This window comes from Bacterioplanes sp. CLAM21, from assembly GCF_059641015.1.
In genome coordinates this window covers 2,152,197-2,176,118 of the sequence record NZ_CM184929.1, presented here as the reverse complement: position 1 = coordinate 2,176,118, position 23,922 = coordinate 2,152,197, and the positions used below count along the sequence as shown (strand labels likewise).

General features: G+C 53.2%; 22 protein-coding genes. 7 read left to right on the top strand and 15 right to left on the bottom strand.

The window, feature by feature from the left end:
* Window positions 1-96 precede the first annotated feature (96 nt).
* On the bottom strand, window positions 97-1,467 hold the full coding sequence (gene cysS, locus AC55FS_RS10045) for a cysteine--tRNA ligase (RefSeq protein WP_496932112.1): 1,371 nt from the start codon (window positions 1,465-1,467) through the stop codon (window positions 97-99).
* A gap of 3 nt (window positions 1,468-1,470) precedes the next feature.
* Entirely contained in the window at window positions 1,471-3,156 is a 1,686-nt protein-coding gene (locus AC55FS_RS10040) for a glutamine--tRNA ligase/YqeY domain fusion protein (protein ID WP_496932111.1), read from the bottom strand.
* Between the two features lie 113 nt (window positions 3,157-3,269).
* Here AC55FS_RS10040 and AC55FS_RS10035 point away from each other — a divergent pair, with 113 nt between their 5' ends.
* Together AC55FS_RS10035 and AC55FS_RS10030 are read left to right on the top strand one after the other, a co-directional pair.
* The gene (locus tag AC55FS_RS10035) at window positions 3,270-3,764 is read left to right on the top strand and encodes a peptidylprolyl isomerase (protein WP_496932110.1); all 495 of its coding nucleotides are present in this window, start codon (window positions 3,270-3,272) and stop codon (window positions 3,762-3,764) included.
* Window positions 3,765-3,814: 50 nt separating this feature from the next.
* Window positions 3,815-4,492 (top strand): UDP-2,3-diacylglucosamine diphosphatase, encoded by a 678-nt coding sequence (locus AC55FS_RS10030; protein ID WP_496932109.1) that lies wholly within the window; start codon window positions 3,815-3,817, stop codon window positions 4,490-4,492.
* Between the two features lie 3 nt (window positions 4,493-4,495).
* Here the strand turns inward: AC55FS_RS10030 and murB are convergent, their stop codons facing one another.
* From murB to AC55FS_RS09990, 8 genes are all read right to left on the bottom strand, one after another.
* Entirely contained in the window at window positions 4,496-5,497 is a 1,002-nt protein-coding gene (murB, locus tag AC55FS_RS10025) for a UDP-N-acetylmuramate dehydrogenase (RefSeq protein WP_496932108.1), read from the bottom strand.
* Window positions 5,494-5,967 carry a low molecular weight protein-tyrosine-phosphatase gene (locus tag AC55FS_RS10020; protein ID WP_496932107.1) on the bottom strand — a complete coding sequence of 158 codons (474 nt, stop codon included), beginning with the start codon at window positions 5,965-5,967 and terminating at the stop codon, window positions 5,494-5,496. Before AC55FS_RS10020 ends, murB begins: the two co-directional genes overlap by 4 nt.
* Window positions 5,964-6,176, bottom strand: coding sequence for a Trm112 family protein (locus AC55FS_RS10015; RefSeq protein ID WP_496932106.1), 213 nt, complete (start codon window positions 6,174-6,176; stop codon window positions 5,964-5,966). Before AC55FS_RS10015 ends, AC55FS_RS10020 begins: the two co-directional genes overlap by 4 nt.
* 17 nt (window positions 6,177-6,193) lie before the next feature.
* The gene (lpxK, locus tag AC55FS_RS10010) at window positions 6,194-7,165 is read right to left on the bottom strand and encodes a tetraacyldisaccharide 4'-kinase (RefSeq protein ID WP_496932105.1); all 972 of its coding nucleotides are present in this window, start codon (window positions 7,163-7,165) and stop codon (window positions 6,194-6,196) included.
* Entirely contained in the window at window positions 7,162-8,907 is a 1,746-nt protein-coding gene (gene msbA, locus AC55FS_RS10005) for a lipid A export permease/ATP-binding protein MsbA (protein WP_496932104.1), read from the bottom strand. Before msbA ends, lpxK begins: the two co-directional genes overlap by 4 nt.
* Window positions 8,908-8,909: 2 nt before the next feature.
* On the bottom strand, window positions 8,910-9,332 hold the full coding sequence (locus AC55FS_RS10000; protein WP_496932103.1) for an ExbD/TolR family protein: 423 nt from the start codon (window positions 9,330-9,332) through the stop codon (window positions 8,910-8,912).
* The gene (locus AC55FS_RS09995; protein WP_496932102.1) at window positions 9,329-9,964 is read right to left on the bottom strand and encodes a MotA/TolQ/ExbB proton channel family protein; all 636 of its coding nucleotides are present in this window, start codon (window positions 9,962-9,964) and stop codon (window positions 9,329-9,331) included. The genes AC55FS_RS10000 and AC55FS_RS09995 overlap by 4 nt, the downstream gene beginning before the upstream one ends.
* Before the next feature lie 104 nt (window positions 9,965-10,068).
* On the bottom strand, window positions 10,069-12,336 hold the full coding sequence (locus tag AC55FS_RS09990; RefSeq protein ID WP_496932101.1) for a DNA internalization-related competence protein ComEC/Rec2: 2,268 nt from the start codon (window positions 12,334-12,336) through the stop codon (window positions 10,069-10,071).
* 69 nt (window positions 12,337-12,405) lie between these two features.
* Here AC55FS_RS09990 and AC55FS_RS09985 point away from each other — a divergent pair, with 69 nt between their 5' ends.
* Entirely contained in the window at window positions 12,406-12,936 is a 531-nt protein-coding gene (locus AC55FS_RS09985; protein ID WP_496932100.1) for a DUF2062 domain-containing protein, read from the top strand.
* Window positions 12,937-12,951: 15 nt separating this feature from the next.
* Here the strand turns inward: AC55FS_RS09985 and AC55FS_RS09980 are convergent, their stop codons facing one another.
* Entirely contained in the window at window positions 12,952-13,650 is a 699-nt protein-coding gene (locus tag AC55FS_RS09980; RefSeq protein WP_496932099.1) for an ABC transporter ATP-binding protein, read from the bottom strand.
* The gene (locus AC55FS_RS09975; protein ID WP_496932098.1) at window positions 13,643-14,890 is read right to left on the bottom strand and encodes a lipoprotein-releasing ABC transporter permease subunit; all 1,248 of its coding nucleotides are present in this window, start codon (window positions 14,888-14,890) and stop codon (window positions 13,643-13,645) included. Before AC55FS_RS09975 ends, AC55FS_RS09980 begins: the two co-directional genes overlap by 8 nt.
* A gap of 413 nt (window positions 14,891-15,303) precedes the next feature.
* Here AC55FS_RS09975 and AC55FS_RS09970 point away from each other — a divergent pair, with 413 nt between their 5' ends.
* The 4 genes from AC55FS_RS09970 to AC55FS_RS09955 all read left to right on the top strand — a co-directional run bounded on the left by AC55FS_RS09970 (window position 15,304) and on the right by AC55FS_RS09955 (window position 19,499).
* Window positions 15,304-16,356 carry an agmatine deiminase family protein gene (locus AC55FS_RS09970; protein WP_496932097.1) on the top strand — a complete coding sequence of 351 codons (1,053 nt, stop codon included), beginning with the start codon at window positions 15,304-15,306 and terminating at the stop codon, window positions 16,354-16,356.
* A complete protein-coding gene (locus tag AC55FS_RS09965) occupies window positions 16,353-17,243 on the top strand; it encodes a carbon-nitrogen hydrolase (protein WP_496932096.1) in 891 nt (296 codons plus the stop codon). The genes AC55FS_RS09970 and AC55FS_RS09965 overlap by 4 nt, the downstream gene beginning before the upstream one ends.
* A 152-nt stretch (window positions 17,244-17,395) precedes the next feature.
* Window positions 17,396-18,019, top strand: coding sequence for a hypothetical protein (locus AC55FS_RS09960; protein WP_496932095.1), 624 nt, complete (start codon window positions 17,396-17,398; stop codon window positions 18,017-18,019).
* Between the two features lie 160 nt (window positions 18,020-18,179).
* On the top strand, window positions 18,180-19,499 hold the full coding sequence (locus AC55FS_RS09955; protein ID WP_496932094.1) for an alpha/beta fold hydrolase: 1,320 nt from the start codon (window positions 18,180-18,182) through the stop codon (window positions 19,497-19,499).
* Between the two features lie 65 nt (window positions 19,500-19,564).
* Here the strand turns inward: AC55FS_RS09955 and dinG are convergent, their stop codons facing one another.
* The 3 genes from dinG to AC55FS_RS09940 are packed head-to-tail and all read right to left on the bottom strand — an operon-like array spanning window position 19,565 to window position 23,848.
* Window positions 19,565-21,658, bottom strand: a complete 2,094-nt coding sequence (dinG, locus tag AC55FS_RS09950) for an ATP-dependent DNA helicase DinG (RefSeq protein WP_496932093.1) — start codon at window positions 21,656-21,658, stop codon at window positions 19,565-19,567.
* A gap of 1 nt (window position 21,659) precedes the next feature.
* On the bottom strand, window positions 21,660-22,415 hold the full coding sequence (locus AC55FS_RS09945; protein WP_496932092.1) for a general secretion pathway protein GspB: 756 nt from the start codon (window positions 22,413-22,415) through the stop codon (window positions 21,660-21,662).
* Window positions 22,415-23,848 carry an ExeA family protein gene (locus AC55FS_RS09940; protein WP_496932091.1) on the bottom strand — a complete coding sequence of 478 codons (1,434 nt, stop codon included), beginning with the start codon at window positions 23,846-23,848 and terminating at the stop codon, window positions 22,415-22,417. The genes AC55FS_RS09945 and AC55FS_RS09940 overlap by 1 nt, the downstream gene beginning before the upstream one ends.
* Window positions 23,849-23,922: the final 74 nt, after the last annotated feature.

Sequence of the window (23,922 nt, the reverse complement as noted above, 5' to 3'; positions counted from 1 at the left end):
AACATCCCCTACTGCCGTCAGTATCAAATCTAGCCATACAAAAAAGCCGCTTTGGCGACAACCAAAGCGGCCTTCTTAAAGCACTAGCGAGTAGGATTAAGTCCCCATCGACCAGCTGGTACCCTCAGGGCTATCGCGCAAAACAACACCAGCAGCGGCCAGCTCATCACGCACCTGATCTGCAGTTGCAAAGTCACGGCTTGCTTTGGCATCGGCACGTTTTTGAATCATCTGCTCAACCCAAGCAGCGTCAACATCACCACCTTGCAAGAAAGCTTGTGGATCATCTTGCAAACAGCCAAGTACCGCGCCCAAATAGCGCAACTGAGCCGCCAATATTTGTTGCTGCTCACCGCCCGCCTTATTTAGCGCACGCACCAGCTCAAACAGCACAGCAATGGCTTCAGCGGTGTTGAAGTCATCGTCCATAGCAGCATAAAACTGCTGTGAGAACTCATTTTCAACATTCGCTGGTGGCACATCCGCACACTGCGACAACGCGTTGTAAAACCGCTCCAGTTTTTGCTGAGCGTCTTTCAGGCTCTCTTCGCTGTAGTTAATCGGACTGCGATAATGGCTGGCCAATAACATAAAGCGCACCACTTCGGCCGGGTATTTATCGAGAATTTCCCGAATGGTGAAAAAGTTGCCCAACGATTTCGACATTTTCTCACCATCCACCCGCACCGCACCGGCATGCATCCAGGTATTGGCGTAGGTTTCACCGGTTGCAGCTTCCGTTTGCGCAATTTCATTTTCATGATGCGGGAACTTAAGGTCCGGGCCACCGCCATGAATATCGAAATTGTTACCTAAGCAGCAGGTCGACATGGCCGAGCACTCAATGTGCCAGCCCGGGCGACCAATGCCCCAAGGCGACTCCCAATGGGGCTCATCAGCTTTAGCGGCCTTCCACAACACAAAATCCAGCGGATCGCGCTTATGCTGATCAACATCCACTCGGGCACCGGCTTCCAGTTCATCCAGAATTTTGCCCGACAATTTGCCGTAACCGTCGAATTTACGCACCGAATAATAAACATCGCCATTATCGGCAGCGTAGGCAAAACCGCGCTCAATCAGCGCTTCGACCATAGCAATAATATCGCCAATATGGGCGGTCGCACGCGGCTCCGCATCCGGCGGCAAAATACCCAAACGCTCGGCGTCGACGTTCATTTCGTGAATAAAACGCTCCGTCAACGCGGTATACACTTCACCATTTTCATTGGCGCGCTGAATGATTTTGTCGTCGATATCGGTAATGTTGCGCACATAGTTCACATCATAACCGCGGTGGCGCAAATAACGCGCAATGACATCAAAGGCCAGCATCACCCGGGCATGGCCCAGGTGACAGTAGTCATACACTGTCATGCCACAGACATACATGCCCACCTTGCCAGCAGTCAGTGGCTGAAAAGCCTCTTTTTGGCGAGTTAGGCTGTTGTAAATGGTCAATGACATGTATTACTCCTTTTCTGAGGTCGGTTGTGACAAAGATTTGTCCTCACGCAAACCGATGGTGAGGTTAAAAACAGGCTTTTCTGCGCTGTGATCAAAACGATCAGCGACAAAATAGCCTTCGCGCTCAAACTGATACACTTGTTCGTTATTGGCCTGGGCCAGAGCAGGCTCGACCATAACAGTGCGTACCGTCAGAGAATCAGTGTTGACGTTGTCCATAAAGTCGCCTTCACCTTTATCCGGTGTTGCGCTAGTGAACAAACGCTCGTACCAGCGCACTTCGGCCGCCAGCGCTTCGCTGGCCGACACCCAGTGCACTACACCTTTAGGCTTATCACCATCCTCTGGATCCTGGCCCAAAGTATTATCAATGAGCTTGGCTCGCACCAAGGTCACATTACCCTGATCGTCTTTATCATAATCAACGGCTTCAAGCACATAACTGTGACGCAGGCGAATACGTTTGCCTGGGGTAAACTTTTTCTTGAATTTTTTACTGTATTCTTCTTTAAAATCTTCCTGATCAATAAAGATTTCACGGGTAAACGGAATTTCCCGCTGGCCCAAATCAAGCTCGTGATGATATTCCGCCGACAGCATTTCAAGGTGATCTTGCGGCAGATTTTCGATGACCACTTTCAGTGGATTCAAAACCGCCATGGCACGCGGCGCATGTTTATTTAAATCATCACGCAGAGCATGCTCTAACATGGCGACGTCGACCATACCATCACTGCGACTCACGCCGATCATCTGGCAAAAGTTGCGCACCGAGCGCGGGGTAAAACCACGGCGGCGCATGCCCGAAATCGTCGGCATACGCGGATCATCCCAACCCGCGACAACACCATCGTCCACCAAACGTTTCAACTTACGCTTGGATGTGACGGTGTAATTCAGGTTAAGACGACCAAATTCGTACTGACGTGGTTTGGCTGGCACTGGCAAGTTTTCGATAAACCAGTCGTACAAAGGACGATGATCTTCAAATTCCAGCGTACATACCGAATGAGTCACGCCTTCAATGGCGTCGGACTGACCATGCGTAAAATCGTAGGTCGGGTAAATGCACCACTTATCACCGGTTTGGTGATGATGAATCTTACGAATACGATAAAGAATCGGATCACGCAGATTCATATTGCCCGCCGACATATCAATTTTTGCGCGCAGAACATGCTCACCATCGGCGAATTCACCAGCACGCATGCGCGCAAACATGTCGAGGTTTTCTTCAACACTGCGCTCACGGAATGGGCTAGGTTTTCCCGGGCGATTAAAATCACCCTTGTATTCTTCCGTTTGCGCTGCCGTTAGGCTGCAAACATAGGCCTTACCCGCCTTGATCAGCTCCAAGGCATATTCAAACAGGGTATCGAAGTAATCCGATGAATAGCGCACATCGCCCTGCCATTGAAAACCTAACCAGCGCACGTCGTCTTGGATGGCATCAATGTATTCCTGGCTTTCTTTTTCCGGGTTGGTGTCGTCAAAGCGCAAGTAGCATTGACCACCGAACTGCTCAGCCAAGCCGAAGTTCAGGCAAATAGATTTAGCATGGCCAACGTGTAAGTAGCCATTTGGCTCCGGTGGGAAACGTGTGACCACCTGGCTGACTTTGCCACTGGCGAGGTCTTCCTCAACGATTTTGGCGACAAAATTATTACTGGTTGGAGCAGTATCAGTCATGGATGTCCGTCTTCATCTGGGTTTTGTCCCGGCGCTGCGGGAGCGGCAAAAAGACGCTATTATACGCCCTCCCCCAGCTTTGGGGATACCGCATTTGAACTGGAGAAGCGTATATGATTCGTTTGCAGACCAATTTTGGCGACATCACCCTGGAACTTGACCATGAAAAGGCGCCGAAAACGGCCGCGAACTTCGAAAGCTATGTCCGTGATGGCTTTTACGACGGCGTCATCTTTCACCGTGTGATCGATGGCTTTATGGTGCAAGGCGGCGGCATGGAGCCGGGCATGAAGCAAAAAGAGACCAAGGCACCGATTGAAAACGAAGCCGACAACGGTCTCACCAACGACGTTGGCACCATCGCCATGGCACGTACCATGGACCCACACTCGGCTAGCGCACAGTTTTTCATCAACGTTGCTGACAATGGTTTCTTAAACCACACCAGCAAAGACATGCAAGGCTGGGGCTACTGCGTGTTTGGCAAGGTAACCGATGGTATGGATGTGGTTAATCGCATCAAGGCCGTTAAAACGACCATGGCTGCCGGCCATCAGGATGTTCCGGTCGAAGACGTGATCATCGAAAAAGCTGAAATCATCGACTGATGACCTGCTTCTTCATTTCAGACCTGCATCTGGAAGCTGCGAAGCCTGCTATGACGGCAGGCTTTGTCGACTTTCTGCACAAGATTGAGCCCCAGGACCAGCTTTACATCCTGGGAGATTTCTTTGAAGTCTGGATGGGCGATGACTATCAGGACGAGCTCACCCAAAGCGTGATTGCGGCATTAGGACAGCTAACCCAACAAGGTACGCAGCTGTTTTTGATGCACGGCAATCGCGACTTTTTACTGGGTGAGCAGTTCTGCCAGCAGACCGGAGCGACACTGCTTCCCGATCCGTATGTGATCGAGCTGGCCGGCCGCAAGGTGCTGCTGATGCATGGTGACAGCCTGTGCACCCGCGACACTGAGTACATAAAGCTCAGACAAATGCTACGCAACCCGGATTGGCAGCGCCAATTTCTGGCACAATCACTCGAACAGCGGGTGGCCTTTGCCCGCCAGGTGCGCAGTGAAAGTCAGAGCGGTCAGCAGATGAAAAGCGATGACATTATGGACGTCACTCAGCAGGACGTGGATGCCGTGATGAGCCAGCACCAAGTCGATTGGCTGATTCATGGCCATACCCACAGACCCCACATTCACCGCTGGACCCACGAGGGAGTGGCGCGCGAACGCTGGGTATTGGGGGATTGGAGTGAACAGCAAGGCTGGTGCATAGACGATGCTTGCGGCACCTTCGAGCTGCGCTCATTTAACTTGTCTGCTTAGACCTTAAGGCGCAAAGCGCTGGGGCTCAGGCTCCAGCACTACCGCAAACTGCGACTGCACATCGGCTTGCACCTGCCAGCTCAGCGCCTCCACATCAGCCAAACTGGCACCGCCATGATTGACCAACACCAGTGCTTGCTGGTCATGCATGCCCACAGCTCCCAAGCGCTTGCCTTTCCAACCCGCACGCTCAATCAGCCAACCGGCCGCCAACTTAACACCATTTGCAGCGGGATAGTGCGGCATATCAGGAAAGCGCTGCAATAGTTCCGCGGCCTGTAACGCACTCACCACGGGGTTTTTAAAAAACGAGCCAGCGTTAGCTAACTGCCCTGGATCTGGCAGCTTGCTTTGACGGATACGACACACTTCATCAATCAGTTCGGCAGAGTTCACTGCGCGACCTGCTGACCACTGTGCCAGCGGGCCATAGGATAACTGGGGAGCAAAGGTGCGCGATAAACGAAAACAGACCCGAGTAATAACCAGGTCGCCGCGCAGCTCACGCTTAAAGACGGAGTCGCGATAGCCAAAACGACAAGCGGGATTATCCCAGCGCGTAAGTTGCTGACTGCTAAGCCGAATGCCCTCCACCCAAGCCAAACAATCGGCCAGTTCAACGCCATAAGCGCCAATATTTTGGATTGGTGCGGCCCCCACACTACCGGGAATAAGCGCCAGGTTCTCCAGCCCATGGCCGTATTCTGTGCTGCTCAGCACCCAGTCATGCCAGTTTAATCCGGCCTCTGCCACCACCCACACATGCTGCTTATCGCTGTGAAGCAGATAATGCTGCTGCATGGCGCTTTGCAACACCAACGCAGGCACCTCAGCCGGTGCCAATACATTGCTACCAGCGCCGATGGCAAGTACAGGCACCTGGCGCTTTTGTGCCCAGGCTAACCAAGCCAACAACTCAGAGACTGAATGATAACGAGCAAAAAAACGCGCCCGTGCTGACAGCGCCAGGGTATTAGGCACAACGTAATTGGAAAGCGGGGTCACAAGCGGTCCTGAATATCGCGCAGCAATTGATCACACGCTTGCTCGATCAGGTCCAGTACGTGATCAAAGCCTTGCTCACCACCATAATAAGGATCTGGCACCTCCACCTCGTGGCTGCGGCCATAGGCTTGCAGTAATAATTGCGGCTGAGTCTGATCGCCTCGCCCGTGATACCAAGATTGCAGCACACTGAGATTGGACTCATCCATCGCCAACACATAGTCAAACTGCTGCAAATCGGTGGCACAAGCTTGGCGCGCCCTGAGTCCAGACAAATCGTAACCACGTCGAGCGGCAGCCTGCTGTGAGCGCTGATCTGGCGCTTTACCAACATGCCAGTCGCCGATGCCAGCTGAATCCACGCGAATACGATCCGCCAACCCAGCCTCGTTCACTTGCCGCTGAAACACACCATGGGCGGTCGGTGAGCGGCAAATATTGCCCAAGCAAACGAACAACACGGAAATCATGAAGCCGACTCTTTTGCCTCTTTCGCCAGCGCCAACTTTTCCTCTTCCGGCAAACGCCTGGCTTCGGTATCCAGCATCACAGGCACGCCGTCCTGAATCGCAAACCCTAAGCCATCAAAGGTGCAGATCAGCTCCTGCTGTTCTTTGGCGTACTTGAGTTTTCCTTTGCATACCGGACATACCAGCATGCTGAGCAATTGTTTATCCATGGAGCGGACCTCGTCTATTAAGTACTGCGTTCAGACACGCGCAGCAATTCTGTTTCTAAACGGTCTTTGACCGAATGAGCCATGGCGGTACCGACTTGCAGATACCACATTTTTTGCGTTGCAAAGGGACGTATTTTAACCCAGTCCTTTTCCGTCATGACAATGGGCAAGTTATCGCCAAACTCAAGATCCGCCACACTAAAATCATGATGGTCATCAAACCAGTGGCAGTGCACGCAAGCGCCCTGCTGCTCTAAGGTGGCCAGAAAACGTTGCGGATTGCCGATACCAGCGACGGCATGAAGGGTTTGTCCGCGCAACACCTTGGGCGAGTGACGCGCGCCTGTTTTTGCATTCACCAGCGCCGTTGGTCGCACCTGGAAATCAACGCCGTTACACAGCTCAAGATCCACGTGCTGGCGTCGCCACAGAGGTTCACGCAAAGGACCCACAGGCAGCAGCCAGCCATTGCCAAATTGACGCTGTGCATCGATAACCAAAATCTCAAATGTCCGTGTCATGGCGTAATGCTGCAAGCCGTCATCGCTAAATATGATATCAGCCTTGTCGGCCGCTTTGGCCACGGCGCGATCACGCCGAGGATCCACCCACACCGGCACATTCAGCCGTTGCTGCAGCAACTTTGGCTCATCACCACATTCACTCACAGGGGTGTCATCATCGACCAACAGCGGGTAGTGCTTGGCCTTACCACCGTAACCACGACTGACAATGGCCGGTCGCAAACCGAGCTGCCTAGCTCGATCAACCAACCAAATAATCAAGGGGGTTTTACCTGTGCCACCGACGGTCAGGTTACCAATGACCCACACTGGCACCTCACCCTCTGCTTGGCGACGATCAATGCCCTGGCGACGCCAACGCAATGCCACCCAAGCCCAACTAAGTGGCTGCAACGGCAACAACCACGCGTTGCGCCACCAAGACTGATACCAACCGGAACTGATGCGCTGCGCCAGCCGACTCATTCACCGCCTTCCGCATACTGCAGACGGTGCAAACGAGCATAAGCGCCTTCTTGCGCCAGTAAATCCTGATGGCTACCTTGCTCAACAATGCGCCCCCCTTCCACCACCAAAATACGATCGGCTTTTTCAATGGTGCTTAAACGATGGGCTATCACTAACGTGGTTCGATTTTGCATCAACTGCTCCAACGCTTGCTGAATATGGCGTTCAGACTCGGTATCTAGCGCCGAAGTCGCCTCGTCCAGAATCAACAGCGGCGCATCCTTCAACAGCGCCCGTGCCATGGCCAGGCGCTGGCGCTGACCACCGGACAACAGATTACCGCCTTCACCCACCGGCGTGTCGTAACCCTGGGGCAACTGCAAAATAAAATCGTGGGCACAGGCCGCTTTAGCAGCCGCTTCGATCTGTTCAAAACTGCGATCCGCTAGTTCACCATAGGCGATATTGTCACGTACCGAGGCATTAAACAGGGTCACCGACTGGCTCACGATGGCGATATGGGAGCGTAAATTCTCTAGCTGATAGTCCTCTAGCTTGTGACCATCCAACAGAATTTGTCCTTGGGTATGCTGATAAAAACGCGGAATCAAATTGACCAAGGTACTTTTGCCACTGCCAGAAGGCCCTACCAGCGCGATGGTTTCACCGGGCTGCACCGACAGGTTAATGTCAGTTAACGTTGCCTGCTCGGCGCCGGGATACTGAAATCCCACCCCTTCAAAGGCGAGTGCCCCACGAACATTATCACTGGCATGCTGGCCCTGATCCGTTTCCAACGGCGCATCTAAAACAGCAAAAATAGACTGCGCCGCGGCGATGCCTTTTTGCACAATGGAGTTAATATCTGTCAGCGCACGAATCGGCTTCGCAATCAGGGAAGCCGCCGTCATAAACTGCAAAAACTCAGCGGCCGTCATACTGCCTGCGGCGACACGCCCGAACATCATGTAGACCATAACGCCCAAGCCGACGGCGACAATTTGCTGGTTGAGCGGAACGTTAATCGCGTTGGTCAGGGCAAATTTGAGAGTTTGAGTCTGGTTATAGCGACTGGCGGCTTCAAAGCGCTGACGTTCAAACGGTTCGCCACCAAAAGTGCGCACCTCACGATAACCATTGACCGCTTCATTGGTTACCTGGGTGACTTCACCCATGGAGTTTTGAATACGCCGACTGTAGCGGCGAAAAAAGCGACTGGCTAACGACACCACTATGCCAATAACAGGAACCAAAGCGAAGAAAATCAACGTCAGACTGGCATCCAGCCAGATCAAGTAGGCCAACAAACCAACCACCGTAAGACCTTCTTGCACTAAGGTGGTAATGGCTCGAGTTGAAGCACCAGTCACCTGCTCAACGTCAAAAATAACGCGCGAAATCAAGCGGCCCGAGGATTCTCCAGCGTAGTATTCACTGGGCAGCTTGAGCATTTGATTAAACAGCTGGGTACGCAAACTGTGTACCACGCCACGAGCGACCACGACGACAAAGTACTTGCCGAGAAAGGTACCAATGCCGCGGTAGAAAAACACTCCCACCAACAGCCCAACCAGCAGCTGCACTGCCGAGTCGGACGGGTCTCGTAGTGTTTTTTCAACCAGCCCCATCAGATGCGCCATCGCCGGTGCTGAACTGGCGTATAACGCAAAGCCAGCCACAGCGATCATCAAAGCCCACTTTTGTGGCCAGACATAAGCCAGCAAACGCCGGTATATCTGCCCCGTCGACGATGTGCTCATGGCTATTCTGCGCTGCGTGGCTGGCGAGTGGTAATGCTCAAGTTCACCAAACCCACCTGGCCTGCGGCGTCCATCGCTCGAACCACGGCCTGATGTGGAGTATTGGCATCGGCGGTAATCACCACCGGCGCATCATCACGACCCGCCAGGGCTTTTTGCAAGCCACGCTTCAAGGTATCCAGCTGCTGATTGACCAGCGCCTGATTGTTTATGCTGTAGTCGCCCTGGGCACTGATAATAATTTCCAGCACCGCTTTATCATCGGGCGCAGCTTGCGCCGATGCTTCTGGCAAATCCAGTTTCAAGTGATTTTCTTTGGTAAAGGTGGTCGATACCATAAAGAAAATTAACAGCAAAAAAACGATGTCGATCAGTGGCGTCAGGTTGACTTCCACTGGCTCGCGGTTCTGACGCTTAAAATTCACTGCTTGGCCTCAGCTGAATCGGCAACTTCACGATCACCATGCAGCACATCCACCAACTTCAAGGATTCTTGCTCCATGTAAACCACCAGCTCGTCCACCCGGCGCTGCAAAATACGATGACAGATCAATGCAGGAATGGCGACTACTAGGCCTGCAGCCGTGGTGATCAAGGCTTCTGAAATACCGCCGGCCAGGACATTGGCTTGACCGGTACCCGCCACCATGATTTCAGCAAAGACTTTGATCATGCCAATAACAGTGCCTAATAGGCCCATCAGAGGAGCGACCGCAGCCACTGTGCCCAGTGCATTGAGGTATCGCTCCATTTCATGAATCTCATGGGACGCCACTTCTTCAATGCTCTCTTTCATGATCTGGCGACCATGACGCGAGTTCATCAGGCCCGCCGCCAACACTCGGCCAAGGGCACTGGATTCACGCAATTCACGCATACGCTGGCTATCGAGCTGCTTATTCTTCATCCAGCCCCATACGCGTCCCAGTAGGTCCGCCGGCGCGACTTGCGACGGACGCAAAGACCAAAAACGCTCGACCGTGATAGCCAATGCCAGAATCGACGCGATAATGATGGGGACCATCATCCAACCACCGTTTTGGATGATTTCAAACATATTCCGTTACTCCAACGCTACATAGAACAAATAAAAACGGCGCTACTCTAGCACAAGGCCGGGGCCTGCATAAGGCCTTCAAGGTGGCGAAAAGTGCCTGAAAATCAACGATTTTTCCAAACTGATAAGGACGTCATATCCAGTCCGTGAAACTGACCATTTGGCAACAGCACCACACCACCATTAACATCCGTGCGCCATACCCGGATACCTCGCTGCTGCAGTGCCTGCAGCACCTGCGGATGGGGATGGCCAAAACGATTGTGCCAACCACTGCTGATCAGTGCAAAACTCGGCGCCACCGTCTGTAACCAAACCTCTGAGCTACTGCTGCGGCTGCCATGATGACTCACCACCAACCAATCGGATTTCAGCCGTTTGTCGTAGCGCCGCACCAATTCACGCTCAACTCGAGCTTCAATGTCGCCGGCCAACAATATACGCAGGCCATACCAGCGTAGCTGCATCACACAAGAATGATTATTGTCGTTATCGCGCTGCTCTATTGGTATGGAAAAGAATCGATAACTCAATTGTGCACTCAAGGTATACCAAACACTGATACCACCTAGGTGACAGCTACGAGCCTCCGGGTGCACCTGCCCAGACCAAAGAAAATCGGGCTGATACCAAAATTTCAGCCCCTCATAGCCTCCGGCATGGTCATTGTCGGAATGACTCAACACTAAGGTCGATAAGGAGGACACCGACATCTGCCGCAAGCTAGGTGCCACCACCGCTTCACCTATATTAAAGCGCGATGACCAACGTGCACCGACGTCGTACACCAAGGCCTGGTCGGCGACAGCCACCATACTCAGCCCCTGCCCGACATCCAGGAATCTAATTTGCGCCGTCGGCGTCACCGGACTGGCGGCTAACATTAGCAATAAGGCTGTTCCAAGCCAGGCCAACCTAGCCGGCAGGCCTAACCACAGCAACAGCGCCCACCCCCACCACAGCAGCAACACAGTCATCGATAACGGCGGCCAGCTCACACTGTGCATCGCCACCCATTGCAGCCACTGCTGCAAGACATCCACCAACCACAACAGCGACCGATCCAGCCACCACACCAGCGCGCCGTCCCAGCCAAACCCAGCGAATACCGCTCGCAGCAGCAACGCCGGCAGCAATAACAGTGACACTAGGGGGACAGCGATGATATTCGCCAACCAGTGCCAAACACTCACCGGCTGCAACCACATCATTAACAATGGCAGCAGCACCCACCAAGCCAGCCATGATGGCAACCACAGCCAATGCCAGCGAGGTGTTTTACGCCCCTGAAACATCAGCACCAGTGCCGCCACCACCAATAAGGACATAAAAAAGCCAGCCAACTGATGGGCCAATGGATTCATCAGCAATAACGCCACCGCTACCCAGGCCAATAAGGTGATGGGTGACCAGCGACGAAGTCCAAGCACTAAAAGTGCGGCCAAGCACGCCATTAAACTGGCCCGCCAGATAGCAATCCCCGCCGACGCCAGCCCAATATAAATGGCCAGCACGACTAGCCAACCCAACACAATCGGCATCATGTGCCGGCGAGGGCTGGCCACAGCAAAGACAGGCGACGGAAAAACTGCCGCTGATAATCGACCCAATAACAGCGCCAGGCCCCAACCCAATGCTCCGACCAGGGCCAAATGCAAACCACTGACCACCAGCAAATGCACGGTGCCCGTTGCTTGACCTAAATGCCATAAAGAAGACGGCAGTGATCCAGTCTCGGCGAACACCAAACCGTCCAGCCAGGGAATCAGCGACTTGGGCAACTGCGACAACAGCTTTTGGCGAACTTGCTGGCGCACTGGAGCTTGACCACTCTGATGCCGCCTTATTTCTCGGATGTAGCCACTGGCATCGATGCCGTTTGCTAGCAACCAAACCTCATAGTCAAACGCCAAGCCGTTGCGCAAGTTGCGCGCAGCCCTCAGCTTGACCTGCATCTCTAGCTGATCACCGACCTTCAGTGACAAGGGTCCATAGTAGCTGGCACGAATGCGCCTAAGCCTGGGCTGCTGATTATCCAGCTCTGCGTTCAAACGCAGGGTTAAACGCTGCACCCTATCGTCAGCTACGACTTCCGTCACTGTGCCCGCCAGCCAACGCAGGTGTTGATCCTGCGCCAACGGCAGCCGATGCTGCAAAGCCTGATCGACCTGCCAATGGGCCAGCACCGTACATAACAACATCATCAGCCCATGCCAGCGTGGCCGATACCAAGGCAATAGCAGCAATAACGCACAGGCCCATAGACTGGCCTGCGCACTGCCCAACAGCAGCCCTGTCAGACACCACCAAGGCAGGAATCGATAATTGCCCTGTAAGCGCCATTGTCGTATATGGTTAACAAGCAGCAACACCGCGCCATCCTTGGCTTTTGCCTGTTTTTGCGGGCATAATCCCCGCGCTGTCTGTATTAGGCGATTCCTATGCCCAAAAAGCTGATTAAAAAATTATTTCCGTCGCCTGAGCAGGTGCAGCAAAACAATGCGTTGCGCATACTCAAGCCCTTATTCAGCAAGCCCAATTTGTGGCATCTAAATCGACGTTCCGTTGCTCGAGCATTTTTGGTGGGTTTGTTTGCCGCCTTTTTGCCACTGCCATTTCAAATGGCCATCGCTGCCTTTATCGCCTTTTACGTCAACGCCAATGTGCCTATTTCTGTAGGGCTGGTTTGGGTCAGCAACCCCATCACCATACCACCGCTGTTTTACGCCACCTATCGGTTGGGAGTATGGATGCTGGGCGTGCCAGACCGACCATTTTCTATCGAATTATCACTCGATTGGCTGTTAACGGAATTAGGGCAGATATGGCAACCATTGTGGGTTGGCTCACTCACCGTCGGCATCGCCTTGTCAGTAACGAGCTTTTTGGCGGTCAGAGCGGCTTGGCGCTGGCATGTCATCAGCAACTGGCAGCGCCGACGACAAAATCGCCAGCGCTTGCAGCGCGACTAAGCAGCAGTATCCGCCTCAGTCGATGGGCTTGAGGTTAAGCTCGGACAATTGCAAACAACGATCCAAACGTTTGGCCAATGATACGTCGTGGGTCACCAATACAAAGGCGGTATCGTTGTCTTGCGCCAGCTCCATCATCACCGCCTCGACCTGAGCAGCGGTTTTTTGATCCAGATTACCCGTCGGCTCATCCAGCAATACCAAGCGCGGCCGATTGACAATGGCACGGGCAATGGCGGTGCGCTGACGCTCACCACCAGACAACTCGGCAGGCTTATGCTCCGCTCTGTGATCAATGCCCATTTGCTGTAGACACTCTAACGCTCGTGGTTTGGCCTGACGTTTTGGCTGCCCGGCCAGTAACAACGGCATCATCACGTTTTCAAGGGCAGTAAATTCCGGCAACAAATGATGAAACTGGTACACAAAACCAATTTCACGATTACGCAGTGCGGTACGTTCAGCATCGCTAAGCTGAGACATATCTTGCCCGGCGATAAAGACTTGGCCCTCGTCCTGCTGATCCAATCCACCCAATACATTTAGCAAGGTGGTTTTACCCGAACCCGAGGCGCCGACAATAGCCAGCGACTCACCCGCATTCACCACTAAATCAACGTCCTGCCATACCGTGACGGACTGCGGCCCACTGGTGTAGACCTTTTTTAAATCTCGCGCTTCCAGCAGCGGATGCATGCTTGATTCCTTATTCATAACGCAATGCCTCGGCAGGATCGACCTTGGCCGCCCGATAAGAGGGGTACAGGGTTGCCAAAAAGCTCAGCAACAAGGACGCACTGGTAACAATGGCCACGTCTTGCCACAGCAGTTGCGAAGGCAAATAGGAGATAAAGTAGACTTCAGCATTTAAAATTTGAAAGTCCATTGTTTTTTCCAGCCAGGCGATGACATCAGAAATACTTAACGCCGCCAGAATACCCAAGGTGCTGCCAAGGGCGACACCGACGACACCAATGGCCAGCCCCTGCACCATAAAGATCTTCATAATGGTGCCAGGCCGTGCCCCCATAGTGCGCAGAATGGCAATGTCGGCCTGTTTGTCGGTCACTACCATGACCAAAGTAGAAATGATATTAAACGCCGCAACGGCGACGATAATCAGCAATAAAAGGCCAATCATGGTCTTTTCCATACGAATGGCCTGAAACAAATTACCGTGGGTGCGCGTCCAGTCACTTGGGCTAAAGTGTCCATCAAGATGGCTGACTAATTGCCAGATTTTTCCGGGGGCATCAAAAAGATTGTCAAAACGAATGCGCAGCCCCTGAACCTTGTCACCCATGCGCGCCAACTTGCCCGCATCGGCAATATTGATCACCGCCAAACTGCCGTCGAGCTGCGCACCAACAGAAAAAATACCCGTCACTTCCAAACGACGTATGCGCGGCAAAACCCCCGCTGGCGATAAGGTTGCTTCCGGTAACATCAGGGTAATTTTATCGCCCACCACCACATTGAGTTTGCGCGCTACCAGCTCACCCAGCACAACGCCATAACTGCCTGCGGTCAGGCTTTGCAAATCACCACTGATAATGTGTTGAGGTAAAATTGATACCTTGGCCTCTTGCTCCGGGTCGATGCCGGTCACCATCACGCCCTGAACACGACCGCCATAACCCAACATGCCTTGCAAACGTGTTAGCGGTGCGCTGGCCTCCACACCCGGAAAGCGCTCCACCTGCTGAGCCACGGCTTGCCAATCGGTCATGCCGCCGCGCTCATAAATCACTCCGTGGGGCACCATGCCCAAAATGCGCTCACGCAATTCACGGTCAAAACCATTCATTACCGACAGCACCAAGATGAGGACAGCAACCCCCAAGGTCATACCCACCATGGATGAGGCAGAAATAAAAGAGATAAAGTGATTGCGCCGTTTAGCCGCGAGATAGCGCAGGCCAATCCAAAACGGCAAAGATGATTGTTCCGACATGTGTTCCTCAACTGTGTGGCTGCGGCAAAGTGCCGTCTACTGCTCGAAATAACGACTTGCTTGCAGGCTGACATGGTACAAGCGCGTTATGACAGCAGTCTGCCTACTGATTATCAGGCGGCATAATGCCGTCCAAGATAAAAAATAGCGATATCAAGCTAGCCGGACATTGTACAGATGCGTCATGCCGACTGCCTGACTACCGATATTCGCCTGCTTAATGCCGCCTACTGCTCGAAATCGCGACATCTCGGCAATCGGACATTGCATTGATGCGTCATGTCGACTGCCTGACTAGGATATTTGCCGGCTTAATGCCGTCCATTGCTCGAAATCGCGTCATCTCATTGCATTGATGCGTAATGTCGACAGCCTGACTACAATGCGCGGCATTCTAACAGCGAGAGGCCATCATGCCAGCTTTCTCTGAACTCAATCCCCCTGCTAATCGCCGTATGCCAGCTGAGTGGGAACAACAACATGCCGTTCAGCTCACCTGGCCGCACCAGCACAGCGACTGGGCACCTATCTTGGATCAAGTGGAGCCCGTATTTCACGCCATTGTCAGCGCTATTATTGGTCGCCAGCAGGTGCTTATTGCCTGCCACGATGAGGCATTACAGCAACGCTTAAGCCATCACTACCGTCAGCAAGCGGATGTACATTGTTTTATCGCCGCCAGCGACGACAGCTGGGCGCGAGATCACGGTCCAATTAGCTGCTATCAGCAAGGCCAGCTGGTACTGCAGGATTTTTGCTTTAACGGTTGGGGCAATAAGTACCGCAGCGAGCAAGACAATGCCATTAGCCAAGCACTGGCACAGCAACAGGCGTATCCGGCGAATGCACTCGAGAGCCAGTCACTGGTATTAGAAGGCGGCAGCCTAGAAAGCGACGGCCAAGGCACACTACTAACGACCGAGCAATGCCTGTTAAACCCTAATCGCAACCCTAGCCTTAGCCGCGAGCAAATCGAGCAGCAACTGCAACAAACTCTGGGGTTTTCGCGTTTTCTGTGGCTACAACATGGCCATTTGCAAGGCGACGATACCGACGCTCACATTGATACTCTGGTTCGCTTTGCCGACGCTGAGACTCTGGTGTACTGCCAGGCAAGCCAAGACGATGAGCATTACGACTCGCTGCATGCCATGGAACAAGAGCTGCAGCAACTGCGTACCGCTAACGGCGCCGCCTACAAGCTGATTGCACTGCCTTTGCCGGATGCCCAGTACAACCAAGATGGCGAGCGCTTGCCGGCCACGTATGCCAACTTCCTGATTATTAATGGTGCGGTATTGGCACCTATTTACGGTGCGCGCCAGGACAAAGCTGCCATTGAAGCATTGGCCCAGGCCTTTCCGCAGCACTTAATTATTCCCATTAACTGTCGCCCAGTGATCGAGCAATTTGGCTCGCTGCACTGTTTGACCATGCAGATTCACACTCACAAGGAAGCCCTATGACCGTTACTCTTGCGTTGGTGCAACAAGCATTTTTAACCGATAGCGCCACCACCTTGGCGCGCACCGAGCAGCACATACGTGCAGCTGCTGCCCAAGGGGCCAAACTGGTGTGTTTGCAGGAGTTACATGCTGGGCCGTATTTTTGTCAGCATCAAAACGACGCCTTGTTTGATTTGGCCGAACCCCTGGATGGTCCTACCGCCCGCTTATTAGGTGCATTAGCACAAGAGCTGCAATTAGTGATTGTTGGCTCCATTTTTGAGCGCCGCGCCAAGGGCTTGTATCACAATACCGCGCTGGTGTTCGACTGCAGTGCAGAGCTGGCCGGCTTTTATCGAAAAATGCATATCCCTGACGACCCGGGTTTTTATGAGAAGTATTACTTCACCCCAGGTGACGCCCAGCAGCCCGGCTTTCAACCTATTTCTACCTCCATCGGCAAACTCGGTGTATTAGTATGCTGGGATCAATGGTATCCAGAAGCCGCCCGGCTGATGGCGCTGGCCGATGCCGATTTACTGATCTACCCCACCGCCATTGGCTGGGAGCCAACCGAGTGCGACGCTGAAAAGCAGCGACAACGCGACGCCTGGATGCTGGTACAGCGCGGCCATGCCGTAGCCAACAACCTACCCGTTATCGCTATTAACCGCGTTGGCCATGAAGCTGACCCAACGGGCCACAGTGACGGTATCGTTTTTTGGGGCAATAGCTTTGTTTGTGGCCCACAAGGTGAGCTGCTATTGCACGCCGACCATCAGCAAGAGTCACTGCTTATGACTGAGGTTGACCTCAAACGTTGCGAGCAGGTGCGTCGTATCTGGCCGTATCTGCGCGACCGTAGAGTTGACGCATACGCTGATATGGTCCGTCGCTATCGCGATTGATTGGCGTAATTATCGCTACGGCTGACTTGTACTGCCCCGTCCCTGCCCTAGTATTGAGCACATTCATCATGGCCAGGGACGCATTGAGCCTCTGGACATGCCATGCCTGCGTGTAACACGGCTACGTGGGCTAGGGTCACAAGGAGCGGTTTATGCGCCAGACACTTATCTCTGTTCGTGCCACTTTCCTACTGGCCACGGCGCTATCCACCGCCAGCCAAGCAGACATCACTGAAATACCGGCCGAAGAACTGACCGAAGAATACATTCGAGATACCACGGTATTGGTTCCAGTCGCCCAGCCAACTGCACCACGCACCAAGGTAAACGCCAGAGTCCGGGCCAGTGAAGCGCCCTACTCAGAAAGTGACAACGCCCAACAGGCCATCACCAATGAGCACGGAGTGCTGCTGCCCACGGACATGAGCGAGCAAACACAATTACAGCTGCAATACAGTCTTTCGCGGCAGTTCGACAACCCCGCGTTAGACCCGAACTTGGCCCAAAGCGAACAGTTTTTACGTAATGCGCTGAACTTACCGGCCGGCCAGCCCATTGATCTCGACAACCTATCCTTTCCCACCAACATCATCCCGGATCAAAACCTCAGTAACGGTTTGGGCTACCTGTTAACACCAGGACAGCTGACGATTTCCATTCCCAATAACCATCAATACCCTGAGCGCAACTACAGCACTCCAGGGGGTGAATACAACATCAATGTCACCGATCAGCGCATTGAGTTCACCCTCGATATTAACGCTGGACGCCAGTAGTCAAAACAGGCCAGAAAGAACGTCGATGAGTCACATTTTTTAACACTAAAACAGCGTGTAGGACTGGCCAGGAACGCAAACAAAGAGCGAATAACACCTTAAATCAATCAGTTAATAAGCATCGCTGAGTCTTGGCAAGAAATCATACAAGAGTGGCGATGTGTCTATTTTTTCGGTAAGGTCGGAGCATTATAAAAATAAGAGCGACCATGCCATGGACTTCTCACCCTTTTCCGTAGCCGCATTGCGCGCTGCCCCGGAAACCCTCTGGGTCGGCCAATACAAGCTCGAATATTTAGCCTTTTGCCACGCCGATAATCAGCATCGTACGCCGGTGGTGTTTCTTGGAGGCGCGTTCCAGAGTTTCGGCTCGTTCCGCCATGAGGTGGAGCGTGTGGTGAGCACCCATCCGGTCATCTTGCTCGATTTGCCATCCCAAGGCAGCAACCGTCAATTGGCGCCAGAACTGGCCCTCGAAGACTACGCCGAGCTGCTGCATGCCATTATCGAACAGCAACAGCTATCACGGGTGATACTGCTGGGCATTAGTTACGGCTCTGCCATGGCATCAATTTATTCAGCTCGCTACCCTCAGCGAGTGGAAAAACTGCTGATTTCTGGCATCACTTGCTTTCGCCGTCATAGCTTGATCACCCTACTGGAAGACTCGCTGCAGTTATTAGCAGCGGGCGAAATGAACGCGTTTGCCACCACCGCAGTGTGCAATTTGATCAATCACAGTCGCCTGCAGCAAACCGAAGTTAGCCCCACCTATCGCAAACTACTGTACCGCCAAATCGCACGCCTAGACGACAACGAGCGCTCACGATATGCCCAAAACACTCGGCGCTTGCTCGATTTTACTGGCTTCACTGCGTTTCCTCAGGTGCCCACCCTAGTGGCCACAGGCGAGTACGACAACTTCACCTTGCCAAGTGAAAATGCCGCCTTTGCCGCCCAGTGTGATCAGGCCCGTTTTGCCATTATTCATAACGCCGATCATTTAGCCCAGTTTGAACGCCGTGGACCAGCCTGTGATCTGTTCCATCGCTTTATGTGCGACGACAGCATCGACAACATAGACGGCATCACTGTGTGCGAAAACCATCATCTTCAACCGACGGATCTGCGACTGCAAGGGCGACAAAAGCCGCTGCAACAACCGTATCAGTTGCACGATGACGCCAGTGGCAAAACCCATCAGGTACGTATCAGTAACATCAGCTTTGCCGGCTGCGTCATTGCTCAAACACAGCCAGATTTGGCATTAAATGAGCACTGCCAGCAGCTCTATCTCGAGCTGCCGGAAGCCGGTGGCCGTTTTCATGTGCGCATTCTTGAGCGTGACCGCCAGCAGTTGCGCTGTCTGATCATCCAACGCGACCTCAGCCAAGCCGATAAGCTACTGAACTATTTGCAGCAGCATCGACTGATGATTCGCCAACCCGACAGCAACGTAGAAGAAGGCCAGTTAGCCTAGGGCCGGTTAACACTATTTCGATCACGCTGTTGTGAGCTGAATAGTGTTGGCCCTAGCTTTCAGCGTTAAATTCGCTTCAGCGGTGGCAGAGAGTCCAACAATAAACGACCGTAACGCTGGGTACCCAAACGACGATCCAGAATACTGATGCGGCCACGATCCGTTTCTTTGCGGATCAAACGACCGCAGGCCTGCACCAGTCGAATCGAAGCCGCCGGCAAACTTAATTCCATAAAAGCATTGCGGCCGCGACTTTCCAGCCACTCGCTGATGGCCGCTTGAATTGGATCATCAGGCACAGCAAAAGGGATTTTCACAATCACCACATGGGTAACGTAATCGCCTGGTAAGTCGATGCCTTCAGCAAAACTGGCCAAACCAAAAATCACATTGCCCTGTCCATCATCAATGCGTTGCTTATGGCGACGAACAATTTCAGCTTTGGGCAAAAAACCCTGACACAATAATGAATCGTACCAGTCCGACAACAAGGTATCGCGGGTCGCTTCCAGCTGGGCACGAGAGCTAAACAACACTAAAGTACCGCGCTTTAAATCCACCGAGTCTTTTAGCCATTGCTCAACATCAGATTGAAACTGCTCACTTTTTGGATCAGACGCTAACGCTGCCAGCTCGAGCTCGCCGGCGGCGGCATAATCAAATGGGCTGGCGACGCGATGAAACGACGCCCAATTCGGCAAACCAGATTCCCACTGTAATTTGTTAAAGCTGTTCAGCGCCGTTAAGGTTGCCGACGTCACAACAGCACCATAACAGCGCGACCATAGATTGCGTCGCAGTTGATCCGCCACGGCGATGGGAGAAGCACTGATGCGAATATCCCAATCATCGCCCATAGGAACACGGCTGAGCCACCGCGCTACTGGCAAGGCACCCTCTTCTTCTTGCGCACATAACCAGGACAGAGCCTCCGACAACTGCTCCGCCCTGGCCAACATCATGGCCATGGGCGTTTGCCAGTTCTCCGCCACGTCGATGGTAAAATCTCCCGTCTCTTTTGGATCTAATGAGGTCTGCAAGCTGTCATTGAGCTTATCCAAGGTCTGCAGCAATGGCTGCAACGGGCCTTTAAGGTTACTGAGCAAATCGCGCAAGTTATTAGGCAACTCGCCAAACTCATAACGCAGGCGGTCACGTTCGCCAAGCTGCTCCAGCAGTAAAGGCCAGAGCAGGCTAATGCCTTGAATTAATTCCTGGATTTGCGCCGGAGCTTCGCGCAGTGAATGCATTAACGCCGGCGGAATGCCGGCGTCGGCAATAAATTGCTCCAGCCCTTTTTCCAGCTGTTTTAGCCACTGGCGTTGACTGCGCGCACCGATTTCCAAGCGAAAATGATTTAATGCTTTATCCGCCAGATGATGCCCTTCGTCAAATACGTAGAGGGTTTTATCGGGTGCCGGCAACACCGCACCACCGCCTAACGATAAATCGGCCAGTACTAAATCATGGTTAGCGACAATCACGTCGGCATTTTCCATCGCCTCACGGGCTTTAAAAAAGGCGCAATTGCTAAAATGTGGGCAACGGCGATTAGAGCATTCTCTGTGGGTGGCTGTGACATGATGCCACTGCGCCGGCTCAATTTCATCGGGCCAACGGTCGCGATCCCCATCCCAGCTGCCTCGACCGTAAGCGGCCAACAAGCTTTCGTACAATTCTTTGTCTTGCTCTTCTGGGCTTTGCTCAAATAAATCCAACGTAGTGGATAACATGCCCGACAGTTGCTGCAAGGCTTTATCAAGCTTTAACAAGCACAGATAACGACCACGGCCCTTCGCTAAAGCAAAATTAAAGGGCAATGACAGTGTTTTTTTAAGCGACGGCAAATCTTTATCTAAGATTTGCTCCTGCAGCGCCACCGTCGCCGTCGACACCAGTAATTTTTTTTCTTTGGCGATCGCGATGGGCAAGGACGCCAACAAATAGGCCAAGGTTTTACCCGTGCCCGTGCCCGCCTCCACCACCACAATGCCCTGATCATTATTACGCTGGCCTTTTTCATCTTCACTAATGGCAGCCAGAGTTTTGGCGATTTCAGCAATCATGACACGCTGGCCATAACGCGGTTTCAAGTCCATGGCAGCAATGCATTCACGGTAAAGGGCCTGAATGCGTTGTTTGGTTTCGTTAGTGAGCATATTAATCCGTCAGACTTTGCCAGCCGCGATTACGATGGAGAGTTAATGGCCAGCCATCGACCTCAAGTTCAATGCCATCTCGAGTGATGTGCTGTAAACGCACGCCCTCTGCAATGGGATCGCCCTCGGACCACAAACGACCGTTCATGGTCACCTGCCGCTGACTGGCAATGCTGGAATAGATGTGACCTGTGATAATTAAATCGGGCACTTTGCGCAACGAAGACAGCGGCGGCAACGTGCGAGTTTGCACCCTTGGCTGATGAGCTGCTGTGCCTGCGCTCTCTGTTTCGCCATCAGCCTGTGTGCTGGTTGGTATAGCATTGGCTACCTTAGCGCTTTTTAGATTGGCACTTTCTAGACTGACCGTAACAACCGGCCTGCTGGCCAGGGTTGCAGTCGTAACCGTCGTGGCTGCCTCAGGTGGCGTTACAGACGTTACGAGCGTGGGCGTTTCGCTACTCACTGAGCTTTCTAGCATGTCCTCAGGCGCGGCAGATGACACGTTAGACGCCTTTAAGTCATTCCCTGTGGCCATCGTTGCCGGCACAGACTCAGTTGTTTTAAATGCCACTTGCCCAGAGCTATGCCCAAGCAACACCAGCGCCAGCAGCAATACCAGTGATAACAACAGCAACAGCCAGTTAGGCCAGCGCCGCGAGGCTGGCGGTGTAGCAGCGATGACCGCAGCAGCTGGCGTCAGTTGTTGTTCATGCTGTTGCTGAGATTTTTTTAGCGCTTCAAGAATATATGACATTAGGGCTCCATCCCCTGCAGCGCCAGCAAGGTACGCGGACCCACAATGCGATCGGCATTGAGTCCGCGACTGGCCTGAAACTGTGCCACACGATTGGCCAGCAGCGGATCGTATAACAACTCGGGCAAGGCTGTATTTTGTCCTTGCGGCGAGATGGTTTGCCACTGCTCCCCCCAAGTCATGCCAAATTGACGCCGCAACCAAGGCACCAGCTCACCTCGTTGCCCGGGGCGCAGTAAGCCGTCATAGCCTTTAGGTGGCTGCCATAAAATCAACGCCTGTCCGCCGTAAGGGGTTTGTCCTAAGTCTTCAATGCTGTGCCAGCCGCCGTCGACACCCCGCACCAGCAATGCTGAAGACAGTAGACGCAGCTCGGATAGAGGCCAATCGACCCACAAACATTGCCAGCCTATGGCGGGCAACTCATGACACTGCTGTAATGGCAGTGATTGCGCATGGCTCAATCGCACGACCGGGTCCGTTATTGCAGCAGGTGTCTCCGGCTCGACGTCAACCACATCCACAGAGTGCGCTTCAGGCAGGCGCCAGGGCATATTGGCCCACACCAATAGCAACAGCCCAACAAGGCAAACCAGAGCCACCATCCAAGGCGTTGGCGAACGCCGGGCAAGGGATAATATTTCGCTTTTGGCGCCACGTACCTGAGCCATGCCGACGTTAGACTTAGAGTGGGCATAAGCCCCTAATAACGCCCGATCGGCCAGCGCATTCAGCAATCGAGGCACGCCGTTACTGGCACGCCATAACGCTCTTGCCGCACGACGACTAAAACACCCCGGCTGCCCTCCCGCGGCCTGCATGCGATGATCAAGATACGCCAGCGCCTGATGCGCTTTTAAACTGGGTAAATGATAACGCGCAGTAATGCGCTGATTGAGCTGGCGCAGATTGTGTTGCTGCAGCATGGTGCGCAGCTCGGGCTGGCCCACCAAAATCAGGGTCAGTAACTTGGCCTGATCTGTTTCTAAGTTGGTCAGCAAGCGTATCTGTTCTAACAGCGGTGGTGGCATCGCTTGAGCTTCATCGATCACAACGATGACCCGCTCCCCCTGAGCATACCAATACAACAACTGCTGATTAATGGCGTCGTATAGCCGCTTATGACTGTCGTCAGATTGATAGGGAATGCCCAGCTCGTCACATAAGGCTTGCAACAGTTCCAGCGCTGACAGATGTGGATTAAATAGATAGGCAGTGCGCACATGGGCAGGGGCTTGGCTTAAAAACGCCCGACACAGGGTCGTTTTGCCAGTACCGACTTCACCAGTCAGACAGATCAAGCCGCCGTGGCCCGTCAAACTGTACTGCAGATGCGCCAGCGCTTCCTCGTGCGCCGGCGACGGATACAGAAACGCCGGGTCTGGGGCGATCGTAAAAGGGAATCGAGTTAAACCAAAATGCTGTAAATACATGCCAGACCGACGGGCGAAAAACCAAGCCGCATCATACCGGATTTATTCAGCAAGATTGAGTTTAACCGCTGGGT